This is a genomic window from Tenacibaculum profundi, assembly GCF_052050075.1.
Classification (GTDB): Bacteria; Bacteroidota; Bacteroidia; order Flavobacteriales; family Flavobacteriaceae; genus Polaribacter.
The window spans coordinates 1,072,298-1,090,978 of sequence record NZ_CP197225.1; the positions used below are offsets into that span (position 1 = coordinate 1,072,298).

The window sequence follows — 18,681 nt, forward strand, 5'->3', positions numbered from 1 at the left end:
TTTATAAACTCCATATAAACAGGTTTAGGACTAACTGATTGATCAAGAATCCAAAACGAAGTTGGCATACTTTACTAACCATGACTTATCCTTTTTAATTTAATAGTGTTGAGTTTATTAAACTATAATACTAATGCGGGCAGTATATTAATATTTTTAAGAACTTTATTTATAGTCTGACATTAATTAAACTTATTAATGACTGTATATTTTTTAATGTATCTCTATCTCTTTTTAATTTAATTATTGATTCTATTTCTAACTTAGAAGCAAATTGTAAAGCACACATCGCTAATACATCTTGCTTATCTGCAACTGCATAATTTTCTTCAAATTTAGCAATTAAATCGTTAATCTGATTTGCAGCTTTTCTCATTCCTTCTTCCTCCTCCACAGAATTTACATTTAACGGATAAGTTCTGCCTGCTATCACAACATTAACTTTTAGTTTCGTCATAAAAAGAACTTTAAGTACTTAACAATTCGATACATTTATCGATTTCTCGTACTAATGTATTTATTTTGAGTTTTGTTTCTCTTGTATTTTTCTTACTGCCCTCAATAGTTTTTGCAACCCTAAGCAAGTCGTATTTATCTTGCTTATCGTTTAATTGTTGTTGCTTTTCTCTTAATAAACGTTGTAACCTTGCATTATCTTCTAACAGAATACTATTTTCTTCCTTTAAAAACTCATACTTAGAAAGTAGTTCTTTTATTTTAACTTCCAGTAAATGAATCGCCTCGTGGGTATTTAACATTAATTTTCTGAGAATAAAACTATTTTTACAAAGTTATTAATATTGATTAATTTAACAAATTTTTTACAGCTTTTTAGTAAACTAATTGATTAACAAATTATTAATGCTTTACAATTATTTTATTAATTTTGTTTAAAACCCCTTATGATTTTGAAGCTTTATCTTTTACTTTTTTTCACACTTTTTACAAAGACTTTATTTTGTCAAGATAAATACCCTAAGGATTATTTCGCTCCCCCATTAAAAATACCAATCATTCTTGCTGGAACATTCGGAGAATTAAGAAGTAATCATTTTCATGCTGGCGTAGATATTAAAACCCAAGGCAAAGAAGGTGTACCTATCTTCGCTCCTGCTGACGGCTATGTTTCTAGAATTAAAATTGGTCAATATGGTTATGGAAAAGCCTTGTATATTAACCATTCGAATGGCTATACTACTGTATACGCTCATCTAAAAAGATTTGCCAAAAACATTCAGAGCTTTGTTAAAATAAATCAGTATAAGAAGCAAAAATATGCTATTGGTAACCTTTTTCCTAAACAGAATAAATTCATCTTTAAGAAAGGTGACATCATTGGCTACACTGGGGATACAGGAAGTTCTGGAGGTCCTCACTTGCATTATGAAATAAGAGATACCAAAACAGAAAAAATAATCAATCCATTACTCTTTAATCTAGATGTTTTTGATAGCATAAAACCAACAATAAAACAACTAATGGTTTACCCTCTTGATGGTGCAACAGTAAACAACTCAAATAGCAAAGCAATTATTGATTTTAAAAAAATTGAAGAAGGAAAATACATTACCGACAGAATTACAGCGGCTGGAAAAATTGGTTTCGGTGTTCATTTATTTGACAGATTAAATAACGCTCTAAACAAAAATGGTATTTATAGTCTAGAAATGAAAGTTAATGGAAATACGGTGTATTATCATGATGTAGAAACATTTTCTTTTTCAGAAAGTAAATTCATAAACTTACATATCGATTACTCTCATTACAAAAAATATAGAAAAAGATTTCAAAAAACGTATATAGATACAGTAAATAAGTTAAGTACTTACGAAAATCTAATAAATAATGGAATTATCAACATTGAAAAAAACAATAATTATATAGTTGAGATAATTGGTAGCGACTTTAAAAAGAATACTACAACTATTAGAATCCCTGTAAAAGGTGTAAAAAACAACTATACAAAACAAGAACTAGATACTACTGGTTATAAAATAAACTGTAATCATTTTAATAAATTTAAATTACAAAATGTAACAGTGGCCTTTCCTTCAAAATCTTTTTATAACAACTGTTTTATTAATTTTAAAATAGATAACGGCATAGCTCATATACACAAACCTACGATACCTCTAAATAAAAAATATACTTTAACTTTTGGCACATCACATCTTTCCGAGGCTCAACAACAACAAGTTTACATTGCCAACGTAACTAATCCTAAATACCCAAGATACGTTTCTACTAAAAAAAAAACAGATAAGGTTTATACATCAACTAAGTCATTAGGAAGTTACACTTTAAATTTTGATACTAAAAAGCCAATAATAAAATTATTAAACTTTCAAAACGGTAAATGGATTTCTAAAAATAAAACCCTAAAGGTAAGGATAAGAGATAAAGAGACTGGAATAAAAAATTACAAGGCGACAATCGATAATAAATGGATATTGATGGAATATAATCATAAAAGAGGGGTTTTAACTTATGATTTTAGTGATAAAAAATTGGTTGGCAGCAAACATATTTTTAAAATTGTAGTTTCCGATAACGTTGGAAATACCAAAACCCTAAAAGCTACGTTTTTTAAAAAATAAACACCAGACACATTGAAACAGCTTATTATCATACTTTTTTTCCCAGTATTTATCTTTGCTCAAAAAACAGCTATTATAAAAGGTAAAATAACTGATAGAAATAATAATCCAATTGAAAATGTTGCTATTACCTATTCCGATAAAGGTACTACCTCAGATAAAAATGGAAATTATAAACTTTCCATCCCAATACATAAAACAACTGTAGTTACTTTTAGCCATATTTCATTTGAAAAGAAAACCAAAAAGTTTACTGCACGTGGTACTAGAACCTTTAATTACTTTCCTAAATTGGTTGCATTAGACAAAAACCTAAAAGAAGTCGTAGTAAAAAACAGAAAGAAGGAAGCCCAAGGAATGTTGAAAATTGACTCAAAAAAAATGAATGACCTTGTAGGGGCTAATGCTGGTGTCGAAAATATACTAATGACACTACCTGGAGTTAATAATAATAATGAACTGAGCACACAATATAACGTTAGAGGAGGTAATTTTGATGAGAACTTAGTATATGTAAATGGTATCGAAGTATATCGCCCATTTTTAATCAGATCGGGTCAACAAGAAGGGCTTAGCTTTATAAACTCACAAATGATTCAAAATATCAATTTTTCAGCAGGTGGTTTTCAAGCACGATACGGAGACAGACTTTCTTCTGTTTTAGACATTACTTATCGTAAACCTCAAAGTTTTAAAGCCCAAATAGACTTAAGTTTGTTGGGCGCTAATGTTTCTGTAGAAGATTCTTATTTAAATAATCAACTTAGTGCAATTGTTGGAGTGCGTTATCGAGATAATAGTTTATTTGTAAATAATAAACAAACAGAGGTAAACTTCAGACCTCAGTTTACCGATTTTCAAACTTATTTATCTTATAAATATTCTAACAAACTTACATTAAATTTCCTTAGTAATTTTTCCTTGAACAAATATAACTATAAGCCTTTAACACGTAAAACAAGATTTGGTGGTTTTGTAAACCCTATTGAACTGATTGTATTTTACCAAGGTCAAGAAAAAGATGAATTTAAAACATTATTTGGTGCTTTTTCTACTGATTACAAGATAAATGAAAACCTAAAACTAACCGGAACGATATCATCTTTTAATACACAAGAAGAAGAATATTTTGATATTGCTGCGGCATATAATTTAGGAGAAATTAATACTAATGCTGGATCTGAGAATTTTGGTGAAGTTGATTTTTCTCAGGGCATAGGAAGTCAAATAAATCACGCTAGAAATGATTTAGATGCCTTAATAAATGCTATTCAAATTAGAGCCTCGTTAAAAAAAGGAAAAAATGAATGGCAAGCCGGAATTAAATATCAAAACGAAAATATTAGAGATAAAATTAATGAGTGGGAAATTATAGATTCTGTTGGCTTTTCTGTTCGTCCCCCTAACAGCTTAATTAATAACCAACCTTATGAGCCATATTCTGGTCCAATTGAACCTTATCAAAATGTAAAAGCAAAAAATACTATTGATACAAAAAGAATTACAGGCTTTGTTCAATTAAGTAGAAAAACCTTTATTGAAAATCACGAGTTATGGATGAATTTTGGAGTTAGAGTACATCATTGGAACATCAAGGCTAACGCTTTGAATCAAAAAAGTAATACTGTGATAAGCCCAAGAATTCAGCTGGCTATTAAACCGAATTGGAGCGCTGATATGCTTTTTAGATTATCTGGAGGATGGTATTCGCAACCTCCTTTCTACAAAGAATTCCGTGGTTACGATGGTCTAGTTAACCCTGAAGTTAAAGCACAGAAATCTATTCATATTGTAACGGGTAATGATTATAGTTTTAAACTATGGAATAGACCATTTAAATTGACTACAGAGATGTACTACAAAAACTTGACTGAAATAAACGCATATTCAATTGACAATGTAAGAATTAGATACAGAGCAGATAATCTCACTGATGCTTATGCCTATGGTATTGATATGAGACTAAATGGTGAATTTGTCCCTGGGAATGAAAGCTGGGTAAGCTTTGGTTACTTAAAAACTGAAGAAAACATAAATGATAGAGGATACATTGCTAGACCTACTGATCAAAGAATAAAATTTGGAGTCCTTTTTCAAGATTATATTCCGAATTTACCTAGTTTAAAAGCATATCTAAATATAGTTTATAATACAGGTTTACCTGGAGGAGCTCCTGCATACTCTGATGTGTACAAATTTCAAAACAAACTAAATGATTATAAGAGAGCTGACCTAGGGATCTCTTATGTTTTGACTGATATTAATAAACCAATTTTAAATGGTTTTCTTAGTAAATTCAAAGAATTGACTATTGGACTTGAACTCTTTAATATTTTCGATATTAGAAATGCAATAACCAATACATGGGTAAGAGACGCCTATAGCAAACAACAATATGGAATCCCTAACTATATGACTGGAAGAGTTTTAAACATGAAGTTAGGGATGAAATTTTAATATAAAAAAATTAAATAATTTTTTTATACATTTAATCTGTTTTTCCTGAACATCAGCCATAATCCAATTAATACTAATGGAATACTTAGTACTTGTCCCGTATTTAATGAATTTAAAACCCAATCCTCTCTTCCTTCGACTTGAGCTTCTTTTAAGAATTCAATAAAAAATCGTAGTGACCATAATGCTACCATAAACAACCCAAAAAGAAATCCTGATTTATTCTTTTTATCTGTTTTCCAATAAAAATACCATAAAATAAAAAATAATCCTAAGTAACTGAAGGCTTCAAATAACTGTGTTGGGTACCTTGGAACTGTTTCCCCAGCCCTTTTAAAAATAACGCCAAAATTACTTTCTGTTGGCTTTCCATAAATTTCAGAATTAAAAAAATTCCCAAACCTAATAAAGAATCCTGCCAAGGCAACCATAATACCTAACCTATCCAAAATAAACAACCATGGCTTATATAGGTGTTTTTTTGAATAAAAATACAGTGCTATTGGTATTGCAATAGCTGCACCATGGCTTGCAAAGCCAGTAAAACCAGTAAATTTCCACCCATTTACCATTCCAAAAAGAGCGCTTGCTCCTTCTTGTTTTTTAAAAGGAAGTATAATTTCAAGAAGATGATTTTGATAGTAATCCCAGCTATAAAAGAAAACATCTCCTAAACGCATTCCTATCAACATTGATATAAATACATACATAAAAAGAGGATCTAACTTTTCTTCAGAAATATTATCATTGACAAAAATTTTCTTCATTAAGTGAAGACCTAGAATAAAGGCTAAAACAAACATTAGACTGTACCATCTAACTCCAAAGCCTCCTATTTTAAAAATTTCGGGATCTATATCCCAAACTACTGATAAAAAATTCATTGTATTTTTAATTATTTTTTTTGTTTTTTACTAGGAACTGGGTCATAACCACTTCCTCCCCAAGGGTGGCAGCTAAAAATACGTTTAATAGCTAACCAGGAACCATATATAAGACCATGCTCCTTCAAAGCTTCAATGGTATATTGAGAACACGTCGGTATATATCTACAACTTGATGGAGTATAAGGTGATATAACGGTTTGATAAAAACGGACTAATAAAATAAATGGATATGTAAGTATTCTTTTCAACTAGTTTATTGTAAAAGTTGTTCCATCTCTTCCATCTTTCAATTGCACTCCAAGAATTATCAATTCATCTCTGATTTGATCAGATAATATCCAATTCTTATTTTCTCTTGCCTCCTTGCGTAATTTTATTAATAACTCTACAGCCCCTTCTAATGCTTTACTCTCTTCTTGGCTATTTTCTCTCAATAGCCCTAAAATGTCAAAAGTAAAAATATTTAATGTGTTTTTTAATTTTTCCAAGTCTTCTACAGAAATTGTTGCTTTTTTATCATTAAGAAGATTCACATACTTAACAGCATCGAATAAATGAGCTATTAGTATTGGAGTATTAAAATCGTCATTCATTGCATCGTAGCATTTCTGTTCCCATTTGTCTAAATCAAAATACGATGTTTTGTTCTCTCCTTTTATTAATTTTAAAGTCCTAATAGCTTCCATCAATCTATTAAAACCTTTTTCTGAAGCTAGTAACGCATCGCCCGAAAAATCTAGAATACTTCTGTAATGGGCTTGCATTATAAAGAATCTAACAACTCCTACACTAAAAGCCTTCGGTAGAATATCATTTTTCCCGTTTAAAATTTCTTCAGGTAAAATAAAGTTTCCGGTCGACTTAGCCATTTTTTGACCATTAAGCAATAACATATTAGCATGCATCCAATAATTAACTGGTTGTACTCCTGAGCATGTATGAGACTGTGCTATCTCGCATTCATGATGCGGAAATTTTAAGTCCATCCCTCCTCCATGAATATCTATTTGCTCGCCCAAATACTTCGAGCTCATCACTGAACACTCAAGGTGCCAACCAGGAAAACCATCGCTCCAAGGAGAAGGCCATCTCATGATGTGACGATCATCTGCTTTCTTCCATAAGGCAAAATCTTGGGGGTTTTTTTTATCTGTCTGACCGTCAAGAACTCTAGTGTTGTGTATGGCATTTTCTATTGTTCTACCAGACAAAATTCCATAATTATGATTTTCATTATATTTTAACACATCGAAATATACAGAACCATTTACTTCATAAGCAAACCCTTTTTGAATAATTTCTTTAATCATTTCAATTTGTTCAACAATGTGACCTGTTGCTGTTGGTTCAATACTTGGAGGTAAAAAATTATACATCTTTGTTACATCATGAAAGTCAACAGTATATCTTTGAACTACTTCCATTGGCTCTATTTCCTCTAAACGGGCTTTTTTAGCAATCCGATCTTCTCCCTCATCTGCATCATTTTCTAAATGACCTGCATCAGTTATATTTCTAACATAACGAACTTTGTATCCTAAATGTAAAAGATATCTATACACCATATCAAAAGACATGAATGTTCTGACATTTCCCAGATGAACATTACTATAAACCGTTGGCCCACAAACATACATCCCTACTCTACCAGCAGTTACAGGTTTAAAAAATTCTTTTTTTTTCGATAGCGAGTTATAAATTTTAAGTTGTTTTTCCTTAAATAATTCCATAGAAAAAGTCGTGTTTAACAAGTGCTAAGATAGTTACTTTAAAAAGAATATAGAAATGGATTTCAATGCAAGTTTTTGTAAAGTTTATAACTTTCTATTAAAAATAAAAAAACACTAAAAACTTAAAGAAAATTCTTAAAACATCTATTAAGAATTAACATTTACCTTTTAAAAATAATTTAATTTATAATTATTTCAGTTGAAATATAACATTAACCATTAAGCAACAGAAACAAGCAGTTCAACTTTCCAAAAAAGAAAAGTCAACAAAAAAAAAATACACGAAAGAGAAATCAATTAGTTTTGTATATAATTAAAGTAAAATCTCATCATAAATTGTTGTTGAAATAGTTAAAAAAGAGTCCTGAAATTTGGACTCTTTTTTAAATAGTATATAAAATATTTGATATTAACAACTTCAATTATCTTTTATTAAACGAAAAACACTACTTTTGTAGTGTTCATTTGGTTACATTTATTAATTTTAAGGTATTATTTAGTAATTAGTTTTTTGAGTTTATTCTCTTCTTGCCTTTTTTTATTTCATCGTCCCTTTATTATTTTTAGTGTTTAAATAACTTTAAATTAATTCATTTTTCTCAGGAATTTTGTTAATTAACTGTGTAGTCAAATGATCAAAAATTAATAATAACATAAAATTAAGTACCAATGCAAGAAGGTATAGTAAAATTTTTTAATGACTCCAAAGGATATGGATTCATTACATCATCAGAAACAGGAAAAGATATTTTTGTTCACGACTCAGGTTTAATTGATAACATAACCAAAAACAACAAGGTTAGATTTGAAACTCAAAGAGGAAAAAAAGGGCTAAATGCTATTAATGTTGAAGTTATCGAAAAATCTTTTGACGAAGCTCGTGATACATTTCGTTAAATCGCAAACTGATTATTATCAATAGTCGAATAAAAAGATTGCCTAAAGGCAATCTTTTTATTGTTTTATACAGTTAGTATATAAAAATAAAAGAAATATATTCTGAATTAAAGTTATAATCTAACTTCATTCAAATTATATATAAAGTATTATATAATTTATTACCAATAGCGTCCAAAACATTTTTAATTAGCAACTCTTATTATTGATTATCTTTTTTTGTGTTTTAATAACTCGCTTTTCTAAAATAAACTCCTTATAATTTTTTAAGATCGCTTTTAGTTCTCCTGAACATTTAGAAGATAAAAATTTGTCAATTTTATAGGCTAAAACTTGTTTTATAATCTATAACCTATTATTCTAATAATACTTTTGCTACCCAAAACGATTTCAAAAATTATTTATTTGGGACGGGATTAATTTATTACCTACTTTGAAACTATAAATTATCAAAAAACAAACATCGGACAGCTTAAAAACGGTGCTTATATTTTCATCAAAAAAAGAATACGTTTTCTATTTATTGATTTTCCTTGGATTTTATTTTAAATTTACAAAATACAAATTTTATAATCGTAAACTCATATTATAAACTCTAAAACGTTTAAAGAGTTTTTCTAAAAAAGAAAAATAGTTCAATACTTTTAATGAAAAAAAAACATAAATCTACTTTTACTGAAAAGGATGGTATATCAGCACCTAAAACAACAAATAAATTTTCTGTTGAAAAAATTAAACAAAACAGAAGAAAACAGCCTTCAGTAGAAATTTTTATTGACAAGATATTAAATGGAGATATTAGTTATTTAAGTAGGGCTATTACTTTGATAGAAAGCACGAATCCCAATCATCAAAAAAAAGCAAATAAAATATTAGAAGCCTGTCTTCCTCATTCAGATAAATCAATAAGAATTGGTATAACTGGAGTACCAGGAGTAGGAAAAAGTACTTTTATAGAGTCGTTTGGTAAACACTTAACCAGTTGTGGAAAAAAAGTAGCTGTTTTAGCAGTTGATCCTAGTAGCTCTGTAAATAGAGGAAGTATTCTTGGCGATAAAACAAGAATGGAGCAATTAGTTACAGATAAAAATGCTTTTATTCGTCCCTCCCCTTCTGGAAGCTCTTTGGGAGGAGTAGCGCAAAAAACACGAGAAAGTATTATTTTATGTGAAGCTGCTGGCTACGATACTATTATAATTGAAACTGTAGGGGTAGGGCAATCAGAAACTACTGTTCATTCAATGGTAGATTTCTTTTTATTATTAAAAATTGCTGGAGCTGGTGATGAGCTTCAAGGTATAAAAAGAGGAATTATAGAAATGGCAGATGCAATTATTATTAATAAGGCTGACGGAGATAACATTAAAAATGCTAAAATAGCTCAAATTGAATTTAACAGAGCTTTACACTTATATCCTCCAAAAGAGAATGGTTGGATTCCAAAAGTTTTAATTGCGAGTGCCTTAAAAAATGAAGGTATTGATCAGATATATAATATGATAAAAGAGTTTATTTCCAAAAATAAAAAAAGTCTATTTTTTAGTAAAAAAAGAAACTTACAAAATAAGTTTTGGCTGCTCGAAACCATTAATGCAAAACTCAAAAGTGAATTTTATAATGATTTAAAAATTAAAACACTGTTAACCAAAGAAATATCATTGCTTGAAAATAAGAAAACAACACCATTTAATGCCGCCAATAGATTATTAAATAGTAAAAAAAATTAAAGCTGACTTAATCATGATTTGCTCAAGCCAGCTTTTTTGGTATTTCCCTTACCTTTGTAATAACGGACTAATTACTTACAGTACGAAATTACCAAAAAAACACATAATACACTGAATACAAAACCCTTAAAGCTAAAAACAAGATCCTAAACGTTGATCAATCTGACATAAAAGTGTTTTTCCTTTTTTAAATAATAATTTGATTTCAATTTTGTAGTTTTACTGCAAATGGATATTAATATTAAAAATATAATTTCGTGGGATGACTTTGTAAAAGTAGATATGAGAATCGGTACTATTATAAATGTCGAAAATCTAAAAAATGCTAAAAAGCCTGCTTATAAAATGTTTATTGATTTTGGTGAATTAGGCATAAGAAAAACCTCTGCACAAATAACTAAATTATATCAACCACAAGATTTAATTGGTAAGCAGGTAGTGGCTGTCGTTAATTTTCCAAAAAAACAAATATCAAACTTTATGAGTGAATGTCTTATTCTAGGTGGATTAGGAAATAAAAAAGAGGTAACAATAATAAGTCCTGAGAGAAAAGTAAAGAATGGAACCAAAATTGCCTAGATTAAAAGCCAAATAACATTTTCATTACAATCCCTATTTACCCATTATAGTTATTACTTACCATACTATTTATTTAAATTATAATTGAGATAGTAATATATTCTCATGTAAATAGTAAAGTTAATGTAGCACTGAAAATACAGCTACTTTTTAGTTTTTCATAGATAATAACTAAATAAAAAGACCTCTTTTACGGATAGCCACAGAGAAAACGCTTTTATTCAACATTAATTTACTAGTACAATAAATTTAAACTTAAAATTTAGTATGCTTTAAAATGTATACATTTTTTTCTTATCCCACGATAACACTCAATCACCGATTTTTCGGTGATTGTTCTTTAACAAAAAACATTAATTCTAAAAAAAACCTACTACGGAAACCCGTAACCCAATACAATCAAAACCTAGTAGATTTGCTGAGGCAATGATAATAAAACTAACCAAACTTTTAGTATTGTCCCCCCGTAAGCAAGTAAATACACCTATTTTCTGAGTTTTTACTTGCTTCTTTATTTTTGCTCATTCTAATAATTTAGCAAAATGCAGGCATTAAATAAAAAACTCTTTAGAATTTCCAACAAACAATTCGAGTAACTTTATTTCCATGAAACATTGGTATATTTATGAAATCCTTCACACCAATTTTTTTACTAGACAGCTCCATACTTTTAACATTTTCTTTTCTAGAAACCAAGCTTGTAAACCAAAAACTTGAATTCGAAAACAATGAACTTTGATATAAATAATTATGCAAAAAAGCTTTCTCTCCCCCCTTATAACACAATTCTTCTTTAATTCCTGAAAAGTTTCTTGCTAAATTAACACCTAAATTTTTATTCTTTTTCTTATTTACTAATATTGCCTCACTCATTGAGCTATAAAAAGGAGGGTTACACATCGTTAAAGTAAACTTTTCTCCATTTTTTATAACACCTGTTAAAATTTTTGAAGCATCCTCTTGATATCTTAATTTAATTTTATTATCTAAATTATTTTTATAAATATTGTCTTGTGCTATTTTAAGTGAATCTTTATTTATATCTGAAGCTACAAAATTCCAATTATATATTGCTGCACCCAAAATAGGATATATGCAAGTAGCTCCTGTACCAATATCCAAAACGGAAATATTATTTTTTCCTTTTATTAAATCTGCTAAATAATGAATATAATCTACCCTACCAGGTATTGGAGGACATAAATTTTTATCAGAAAAATTCCAATTAGTTATATTATAATAGCTACTTAGTAGTGCTTTATTTAGATGTTTAACTGCTTTTGGATTTGAAAAATCAATAGTTAACTTTTCAAACTTTTCAATTACAAATGGAATTAAATCTCGATTATTCTTCATTAAAAGCTCAAAGTCATAGCCGCTTTTATGAATATTCTTAGGGTGGAGTGATTTCATTTTATTTAAATCTTGATTTATTTAAAGTTATTATGCTTTTTACCAATTAATAAGTACACTTACTGTTTATTAAAATTGAAAAAATAATAGTTCAAATTCTAAAAAATTATTTACAACTCATTAATCCATAACTATAACTGTAAACTTTTGATCTAAAGGATTTAAACTTTTTTTCAAAACCTCTATAAAACGTGCTCCATATTCTAGATAATACTCTGAAAAATTCCTCTGTCGTTCTTCCAAAGACTGATTTGGTAATATTTCATTTTGTATTGTAGTAATACGTTCTACCAAATCATATTGCTTTCTTTTTTCTGCTCTAAGTAACCTCTTTTCTAAATTATTAAGTCCTTTCAATTGCTTTTTTTCCTGAGCGTTCACAGCACCTATAAATGAAGCATCTGTTTTTGAAGCAATTAATTTAAGTTTTTTAAATTGGTTTTCTAGATATTTTTTCTGTTCTATAAAGTCAATACTATGCTCAGCTTCTATGTTAACTTTATTTTTTAACAACTCGTTTTGATTCAGGAATAATTCTTCTAAACTAATATTTAATCTAATTAGTTTTTTTTCTTGTTTCTCACTAATTATTTGAACAGAATTCCTTAATAATAAAATTGGAAATGGTACTGATACTTTATTAAAATAGTTCTTTAACTGCAACCAATAAGCTAACTCCCCTCCTCCTCCAATATAACAAAGGTTTGGTAAAATTACCTCTTGATATAATGGACGTGTAATAACGTTTGGTGAAAATCTTTCTGGGTTATTTTCTAATACCTGAATAATTTCTTCTTCTGAAAAAACCAAATCGGTATTGTTTACTTTAAATAAATTATTTTCATAAATTAGTCTTTCACGTGTACCTTGAATCAAATAAAATAAATTTATTTTCCTTGGATTAACTTGAGTTTTATATTTTTTTTCAAGCATTTTAGATGTTTTCGATACGCTTTTATAAGAAGTCTGATCGAAAAGCTCTTTTTTTACATAAGGTGTTAATTCTCTTTTTAAAACTTTATCATCTGCATTTAAGATAACCAGTCCATATTCTCCAAATAATTTATCGACGATATACCTAGTCCCTTCTGCTAAATTTTGATGTTTTAAATACCCTTCTTTAAAAATTTTTTTTAATTCTTCTGCATTTCTAGACATCCCTAAATGATCTGATAAAACAGAAAAAACCTTATCAAGTCCACTTGTATTAAAGCGTCCTACTCCTCCTTTTTGATCAGAACTCCACTTAACCTTTTTTTGTCTGAAAGAAAAGTGATTAATTTCCTCAAAATCATGATCCTCTGTAGCCATCCAATATACAGGAATAAAATTCTCTTCGGGAAATTGCTTTGACAATATCTCGCAAAGATTAATTGTTGAAATAATCTTATACAAAAAATAAAGTGGACCAGTAAATAAATTCAGTTGGTGTCCTGTTGTAATAGTAAAAGAATTAGACAACTTTAATTTTAATAAATTATCATGAACCTTTTTATGTGATTTTATATTTTTATATTGAGCATCTAGAACTGAAAATAATTTATTCCTTGTACTTTCATTATAAGATAGTTTTTTCTGTACAATTTGACTTTGAAAACCTTCAATAGAAGGGAAATTATTATAAAAGTCGTTTATTGATTCGTCTTTTTCTAGATAATCGAGCATTATTTGAGAAAAAAAACCGGTATTTTTAAATGGAATTTGATACGTTTTCATTTTTGATCATTTTCTTAGAGATCTTTACTTTAGTTAAAAGACGTGGTAAAGAATTATGTTTTAGAAACAATACTTTATATTTTCTCTTTAATATCGAAAATTAAAAATCGAATCTACACTAAATGTTGTCATTAAAAGCTCTGATTTCTTACCATAATGAAAACTTTTTTTTCAAAAGACAATTGCCTCTCTTGAAAATTATATTAATATATCGATTTTTTTACCGAGCTTTATTATTCTTTATACAAGACCCCTCTTTTGTAGTCATGAATCAAAAGTAGTAAAATTTCACGATAGGCAAAAACTAAAAATACTTCTAACATATTTTTAACTAGTTTGTTGAATAACCTTGTTTTTGACTATTTTTACTTCCTGAGTCATTTTCACCAACAATAAAAGGTAATAAGTGATTCGTATAAACATTTGTTAGAACCTAAATATGCAACTCAAATATCCTGAAATCTTATACTTACTTGGACTTCTTATAATACCAATAATAGTTCATCTTTTTCAATTACAACGGTTTGTAAAAACACCATTTACCAATGTAGCATTTTTAAAAAAAATCGCTTTACAAACTCGTAAGAGTTCTCAAATAAAAAAATGGTTAATTTTAATTACACGATTATGTATACTTTCTTTTCTCATAATTGCTTTTGCTCAACCCTATTTAAGTAACAGAGAGGCTAACAAAAGATTACATTATTCAATTTACCTCGACAATACCCTGAGCATGCAAGCTAAAGGAAAAAAAGGAGATCTTCTTCAAATAGCAATTCAAGATTTAGTAGAGAATTTATCAGTAGAAAACACATATACACTTCAAACCAATACGGGATATTACCCTCGAAAAAATGCTAGTGAAATGAAACGTATTCTACTTAAAATAAAATATTCCGCATCAAAAAAAAATGTTAACGACGTATTATTGAAAATGAGCTCGCAAAAAGACAATAATTCTATTTCATTTAAAAGAATTCTTATTTCTGATTTTCAAAACACGAATACAAATAAATTTAAAAACATAAAACACAATACATCTTTAGTTCAACTAACCCCTCAATTGAAAGAAAATCTATCTATCGATAGTCTTTTTATTAAAGGGAATAAAGAAAATGCTTTAGAATTAAATATTATCATAAAAAATCAAGGTAGTGATAAAAAAAATATTCCAATTGCAATTTACGACAACAACTCCTTACTCAATAAGCAAACTTTTGACATTCAAAAAAACACAACTAAAAACATCTCTTTTTCACTACAAAAAGAATCTTTATTGTTGGGTAAGCTAAACATCAACTTCAATGATACTTACTCATTTGATAATACTTTTTATTTTACATTAGCAACAAATGAAAAAATTAATGTACTATCAATCGGAAAATTAAACGATGCATTTCAAAAGATATACACTCCAGATAAATTTAATTTCAAGCAAACTTCACTTCAAGAAATAAATTATAATGATTTAAATCAACAGCAACTAATTATTCTGAATGAACTTGATGAAATTCCTAATTCAATACAAGAAATTTTAAAAAATTTTTCCCAAAAGGGTGGCAGCATGATTGTTATACCAAGTAGCGCTATTGATACATTATCTTACTATGATTTATTTAGAAAAATGAATATTAACGCTTCAGAATTTAAAAAAAATAATGATACTCTAAAAATAACCAACATTAATTTTAATCATCCCATTTTCGCAAATGTATTTAAAAAAGATGTTCATAATTTTCAATATCCTTCGACAAACACTTCGTACACAACAAAGTTCATTAATTCGAGTAGTATTTTATCTTTTGAAAACAAAAAAGACTTTGTTTCTAAAATTAAATTAAAGGAGGCTTCCATTTTTTGGTTCTCAAGCCCTTTAGATAAGAAAAATAGTAACTTTAAAAATTCTCCATTAATAGTTCCATTATTATATAACATTGGCAGGCAAAGTATAAAAATAGCTGAGCTTTATTACACGGTAGGTAAAAATAATATTTTAGATTTAAATATACCTGTTAGCAAAAAGAGTATTTTAACCATATCAAATAGTAATAATTCTTTTATTCCGTTGCAACAAGTACTTCAAAATAAAACAAGAATTACGATGAAAGAAAAACCTTTATTTGCTGGCTTTAATTATATCATACAACAGAAGGACACTATTAGAAGTACTGCATTTAACTACGATTCGAGTGAAAGCTTACTCTCGTTCTTAAACCTTAAAGAAATTGTAAGTCAGAACGAAAATCTCAATGTTTCATCATCTGTTAAAAGTACCCTAAAAGAAATTAAGAAAAAAAATGAAGTTCACTGGCTTTGGAAATGGTTTTTACTACTTTCCATTGTATCTTTGCTTTTTGAAATTTTGATCTTAAAATTCTTTAAATCATGACGACGCTCCTCAAATCCGCTAAGATAGTAGACATCTCTAGTCCGTTTCATAATCAAACAAAAGATATTTTAATTGTTAATGGAGTTATTTCAAAAATTGAAAACCAAATAGTATCTAATGAAAATTATCAAATTATAAAATTTGATGATTTACATGTATCAACTGGGTGGTTTGATACAAGTACTTCTATAGGAGAACCTGGTTATGAAGAAAGGGAAACTTTAAACCATGGACTGAATGTCGCTGCAAAAAGTGGTTTCACTTCTATTGCGGTAAATCCCAATTCAAACCCCATAGCAGATAATAAAACATTTGTAGAATTTTTAATCAACAAAGCGAATGGTTCTACTACTGATGTTTTTCCTATTGGCGCACTTACTCAGAAGAGTGAAGGACTTGAAATAGCGGAATTATTTGACATGCAACAATCAGGTGCCATAGCATTTGGAGACTACAAAAAACCCATATCTAATGATAATCTTTTAAAGATAGCTTTACTATATGCTCAAAATTTTAATGGTTTGATTTTAAGTTTTCCTAAAAATAATGCTATTGCTGGAGAAGGTGTAGCTAATGAAGGTATGAATAGTACAATTCTCGGGTTAAAAGGAATTCCTTCACTTGCTGAAGAATTACAAATTGCTAGAGATATTTTTTTATTAGAGTATACTGGGGGGAAGTTACACATTCCTACTATTTCAACGGCTAAGTCTGTTCAATTAATCAAAAAAGCAAAGGAACAGGGCTTAGACATAACTTGCAGTACAAGTGTACATAACCTATCTTTGACTGATAATGAATTACATGAATTTGATGCTCTTAAAAAAGTAAATCCACCACTAAGAACAAAAGAAGATTGTTCTGCACTCATTCAGGGAGTTAAAAGTGGAGTAATAGATATAATCACAACCGATCATGACCCTATAGATATTGAGCATAAAAAAGTTGAATTTTCAGTAGCTAAGGATGGAACCATCGGCTTTGAGAGTGCTTTTAGTTCACTAAATACTATCATTGATCTAGAAACAATTCAAAAATGTCTATCGATTAACCCCAGAAAACGTTTTGGAGTTCAATTTGATTCAATAAAAGAAAACAACAAAGCTAATTTTTCGTTATTCTCTCCTAAGGATGAATATATTTTCTCTGAAAAAAATATTTTATCAACTTCAAAAAACAGTATTTTTTTAGGAGTTAAATTAAAAGGAAAAGTATATGGATCATATAATAATAACAAGTTAACTTTAGCACAAAATGAATAAACTATCAGCAACTGAGGAAGGAAAAACAAATGCTATTATAAGTCATTTTACAATAATAGGTACTATAATCGCTATTTTACTAAATAATAGTAAAAAAAATCAATTTACGAGTTTCTACATAAGACAAATGATTGGATTACACTTATTATCATTTCTTAACGGATGGTTGACAAAACAATATCTTAGCGGATGGATAAGCTCTGCTATTGGGATCACTATTTTTTTGTTTTGGTTAATTAGCTTCATTGGTGCTATTAACAATAACGAAAAGTTAATTCCTTATATAGGGGATAAATTTCAAGAATGGTTTAAAGTAATTCAATAATGAGTTTAAAGTATATTACAAGACCTCCAAAAACAAATACAGACAACCCTCCTTTGTTAATTTTATTACATGGCTATGGAAGCAATGAACAAGATTTATTTTCATTTGCAGAAGAACTGCCTGAAGAATTATTAATCATAAGTGTTCAAGCTCCTTATGAAATGGGCTATGGAGGCTACGCTTGGTATACCATTAATTTTGATTCAGTAAATGGAAAATTCTCTGATATAACTCAGGCAAAGGAATCTTTAAACAAGATTGCTAAATTTATAGATGAGATCAAAAAAAAGTATCGTACTTCGAAAAATAAAACGTTTTTATTAGGCTTTAGTCAAGGAGCTATTTTAAGCTATGCTCTAAGTTTAAATTTCCCAAACAAAGTAGAGCATGTTATTGCGCTTAGTGGATATATAAATGATGAGCTATTACCTCAATTTATTGACAACGAAATAAGAACAGATTATTATATTTCTCATGGGTCTGTTGATCAAGTACTTCCAGTTGAATGGGCAAGAAAAGCTCCTTTATTCCTTTCCAATTATAAATTAAATAATATATATTCAGAATACCCCGTAGGTCATGGAGTTGCTCCTCAAAACTTTTACAGTTTTAAAATGTGGATAATAGAGAGACTTAAAATGTTATAAAAAATATAATTGTAAGTTTAATTTAAAAATAAAAAAATATCTTTGTTTACACCTA

Annotated in this window: 16 protein-coding genes and 1 other RNA gene; 9 read left to right on the forward strand and 8 right to left on the reverse strand. The window is 28.5% G+C overall.

The window, feature by feature from the left end; all coding sequences use genetic code 11:
* Window positions 1-5 precede the first annotated feature (5 nt).
* The 3 genes from ssrS to ACSIGE_RS04325 form a co-directional block, all read right to left on the reverse strand.
* A non-coding RNA gene (gene ssrS / locus ACSIGE_RS04315) (6S RNA) lies at window positions 6-114 on the reverse strand.
* A gap of 55 nt (window positions 115-169) precedes the next feature.
* Window positions 170-457, reverse strand: a complete 288-nt coding sequence (locus ACSIGE_RS04320; RefSeq protein WP_440881561.1) for a cell division protein ZapA — start codon at window positions 455-457, stop codon at window positions 170-172.
* Window positions 458-467: 10 nt separating this feature from the next.
* Window positions 468-758: a hypothetical protein gene (locus ACSIGE_RS04325; protein WP_440881562.1), complete on the reverse strand. Its 291-nt coding sequence runs from the start codon at window positions 756-758 to the stop codon at window positions 468-470.
* Between the two features lie 144 nt (window positions 759-902).
* Between ACSIGE_RS04325 and ACSIGE_RS04330 the strand changes: the two genes are divergently transcribed.
* Together ACSIGE_RS04330 and ACSIGE_RS04335 are read left to right on the forward strand one after the other, a co-directional pair.
* Entirely contained in the window at window positions 903-2,597 is a 1,695-nt protein-coding gene (locus ACSIGE_RS04330) for a M23 family metallopeptidase (protein WP_440881563.1), read from the forward strand.
* A 12-nt stretch (window positions 2,598-2,609) separates the two neighbouring features.
* Window positions 2,610-5,054 (forward strand): TonB-dependent receptor, encoded by a 2,445-nt coding sequence (locus ACSIGE_RS04335; protein ID WP_440881564.1) that lies wholly within the window; start codon window positions 2,610-2,612, stop codon window positions 5,052-5,054.
* A gap of 23 nt (window positions 5,055-5,077) precedes the next feature.
* Here the strand turns inward: ACSIGE_RS04335 and lgt are convergent, their stop codons facing one another.
* From lgt to cysS, 3 genes are read right to left on the reverse strand one after another with little or no spacing between them, the layout of a single operon-like run.
* Entirely contained in the window at window positions 5,078-5,938 is an 861-nt protein-coding gene (gene lgt / locus ACSIGE_RS04340; RefSeq protein WP_440881565.1) for a prolipoprotein diacylglyceryl transferase, read from the reverse strand.
* Between the two features lie 11 nt (window positions 5,939-5,949).
* On the reverse strand, window positions 5,950-6,189 hold the full coding sequence (gene yidD, locus ACSIGE_RS04345; protein ID WP_440881566.1) for a membrane protein insertion efficiency factor YidD: 240 nt from the start codon (window positions 6,187-6,189) through the stop codon (window positions 5,950-5,952).
* Window positions 6,190-7,671, reverse strand: a complete 1,482-nt coding sequence (cysS, locus tag ACSIGE_RS04350; protein ID WP_440881567.1) for a cysteine--tRNA ligase — start codon at window positions 7,669-7,671, stop codon at window positions 6,190-6,192. It abuts the gene before it with no gap.
* A gap of 669 nt (window positions 7,672-8,340) precedes the next feature.
* Between cysS and ACSIGE_RS04355 the strand changes: the two genes are divergently transcribed.
* From ACSIGE_RS04355 to ACSIGE_RS04365, 3 genes are all read left to right on the forward strand, one after another.
* On the forward strand, window positions 8,341-8,568 hold the full coding sequence (locus ACSIGE_RS04355; RefSeq protein ID WP_440881568.1) for a cold-shock protein: 228 nt from the start codon (window positions 8,341-8,343) through the stop codon (window positions 8,566-8,568).
* A 647-nt stretch (window positions 8,569-9,215) separates the two neighbouring features.
* A complete protein-coding gene (meaB, locus tag ACSIGE_RS04360) occupies window positions 9,216-10,295 on the forward strand; it encodes a methylmalonyl Co-A mutase-associated GTPase MeaB (RefSeq protein ID WP_440881569.1) in 1,080 nt (359 codons plus the stop codon).
* Window positions 10,296-10,523: 228 nt separating this feature from the next.
* Window positions 10,524-10,874 (forward strand): tRNA-binding protein, encoded by a 351-nt coding sequence (locus ACSIGE_RS04365; RefSeq protein ID WP_440881570.1) that lies wholly within the window; start codon window positions 10,524-10,526, stop codon window positions 10,872-10,874.
* 567 nt (window positions 10,875-11,441) lie between these two features.
* On the opposite strand, the gene rlmF is transcribed toward ACSIGE_RS04365, so the two are convergent.
* Together rlmF and bshC are read right to left on the reverse strand one after the other, a co-directional pair.
* A complete protein-coding gene (gene rlmF, locus ACSIGE_RS04370) occupies window positions 11,442-12,287 on the reverse strand; it encodes a 23S rRNA (adenine(1618)-N(6))-methyltransferase RlmF (protein WP_440881571.1) in 846 nt (281 codons plus the stop codon).
* A 120-nt stretch (window positions 12,288-12,407) separates the two neighbouring features.
* The gene (gene bshC / locus ACSIGE_RS04375) at window positions 12,408-14,003 is read right to left on the reverse strand and encodes a bacillithiol biosynthesis cysteine-adding enzyme BshC (RefSeq protein ID WP_440881572.1); all 1,596 of its coding nucleotides are present in this window, start codon (window positions 14,001-14,003) and stop codon (window positions 12,408-12,410) included.
* 439 nt (window positions 14,004-14,442) lie between these two features.
* On the opposite strand from bshC, the gene ACSIGE_RS04380 reads away from it, so the two are divergent.
* From ACSIGE_RS04380 to ACSIGE_RS04395, 4 genes are read left to right on the forward strand one after another with little or no spacing between them, the layout of a single operon-like run.
* Window positions 14,443-16,392 (forward strand): BatA domain-containing protein, encoded by a 1,950-nt coding sequence (locus ACSIGE_RS04380; RefSeq protein WP_440881573.1) that lies wholly within the window; start codon window positions 14,443-14,445, stop codon window positions 16,390-16,392.
* Complete coding sequence (locus ACSIGE_RS04385) at window positions 16,389-17,654, forward strand: dihydroorotase (RefSeq protein WP_440881574.1); 1,266 nt, start codon at window positions 16,389-16,391, stop codon at window positions 17,652-17,654. Before ACSIGE_RS04380 ends, ACSIGE_RS04385 begins: the two co-directional genes overlap by 4 nt.
* Window positions 17,647-17,979 carry a hypothetical protein gene (locus ACSIGE_RS04390; RefSeq protein ID WP_440881575.1) on the forward strand — a complete coding sequence of 111 codons (333 nt, stop codon included), beginning with the start codon at window positions 17,647-17,649 and terminating at the stop codon, window positions 17,977-17,979. Before ACSIGE_RS04385 ends, ACSIGE_RS04390 begins: the two co-directional genes overlap by 8 nt.
* Window positions 17,979-18,626: an alpha/beta hydrolase gene (locus ACSIGE_RS04395; protein ID WP_440881576.1), complete on the forward strand. Its 648-nt coding sequence runs from the start codon at window positions 17,979-17,981 to the stop codon at window positions 18,624-18,626. Before ACSIGE_RS04390 ends, ACSIGE_RS04395 begins: the two co-directional genes overlap by 1 nt.
* Window positions 18,627-18,681 lie beyond the last annotated feature (55 nt).

Excerpts from the sequence above, each read along its gene's own strand:
- ACSIGE_RS04390 (WP_440881575.1), top strand. The coding sequence starts at position 17,647 with ATGAATAAACTATCAGCAACTGAGGAAGGAAAAACAAATGCTATTATA.
- cysS (WP_440881567.1), bottom strand. The coding sequence starts at position 7,671 with ATGGAATTATTTAAGGAAAAACAACTTAAAATTTATAACTCGCTATCG.
- ACSIGE_RS04395 (WP_440881576.1), top strand. The coding sequence starts at position 17,979 with ATGAGTTTAAAGTATATTACAAGACCTCCAAAAACAAATACAGACAAC.
- ACSIGE_RS04320 (WP_440881561.1), bottom strand. The coding sequence starts at position 457 with ATGACGAAACTAAAAGTTAATGTTGTGATAGCAGGCAGAACTTATCCG.
- ACSIGE_RS04365 (WP_440881570.1), top strand. The coding sequence starts at position 10,524 with ATGGATATTAATATTAAAAATATAATTTCGTGGGATGACTTTGTAAAA.
- ACSIGE_RS04325 (WP_440881562.1), bottom strand. The coding sequence starts at position 758 with ATGTTAAATACCCACGAGGCGATTCATTTACTGGAAGTTAAAATAAAA.
- lgt (WP_440881565.1), bottom strand. The coding sequence starts at position 5,938 with ATGAATTTTTTATCAGTAGTTTGGGATATAGATCCCGAAATTTTTAAA.
- ACSIGE_RS04330 (WP_440881563.1), top strand. The coding sequence starts at position 903 with ATGATTTTGAAGCTTTATCTTTTACTTTTTTTCACACTTTTTACAAAG.
- ACSIGE_RS04380 (WP_440881573.1), top strand. The coding sequence starts at position 14,443 with ATGCAACTCAAATATCCTGAAATCTTATACTTACTTGGACTTCTTATA.
- meaB (WP_440881569.1), top strand. The coding sequence starts at position 9,216 with ATGAAAAAAAAACATAAATCTACTTTTACTGAAAAGGATGGTATATCA.
- rlmF (WP_440881571.1), bottom strand. The coding sequence starts at position 12,287 with ATGAAATCACTCCACCCTAAGAATATTCATAAAAGCGGCTATGACTTT.
- bshC (WP_440881572.1), bottom strand. The coding sequence starts at position 14,003 with ATGAAAACGTATCAAATTCCATTTAAAAATACCGGTTTTTTTTCTCAA.
- ACSIGE_RS04355 (WP_440881568.1), top strand. The coding sequence starts at position 8,341 with ATGCAAGAAGGTATAGTAAAATTTTTTAATGACTCCAAAGGATATGGA.
- ACSIGE_RS04385 (WP_440881574.1), top strand. The coding sequence starts at position 16,389 with ATGACGACGCTCCTCAAATCCGCTAAGATAGTAGACATCTCTAGTCCG.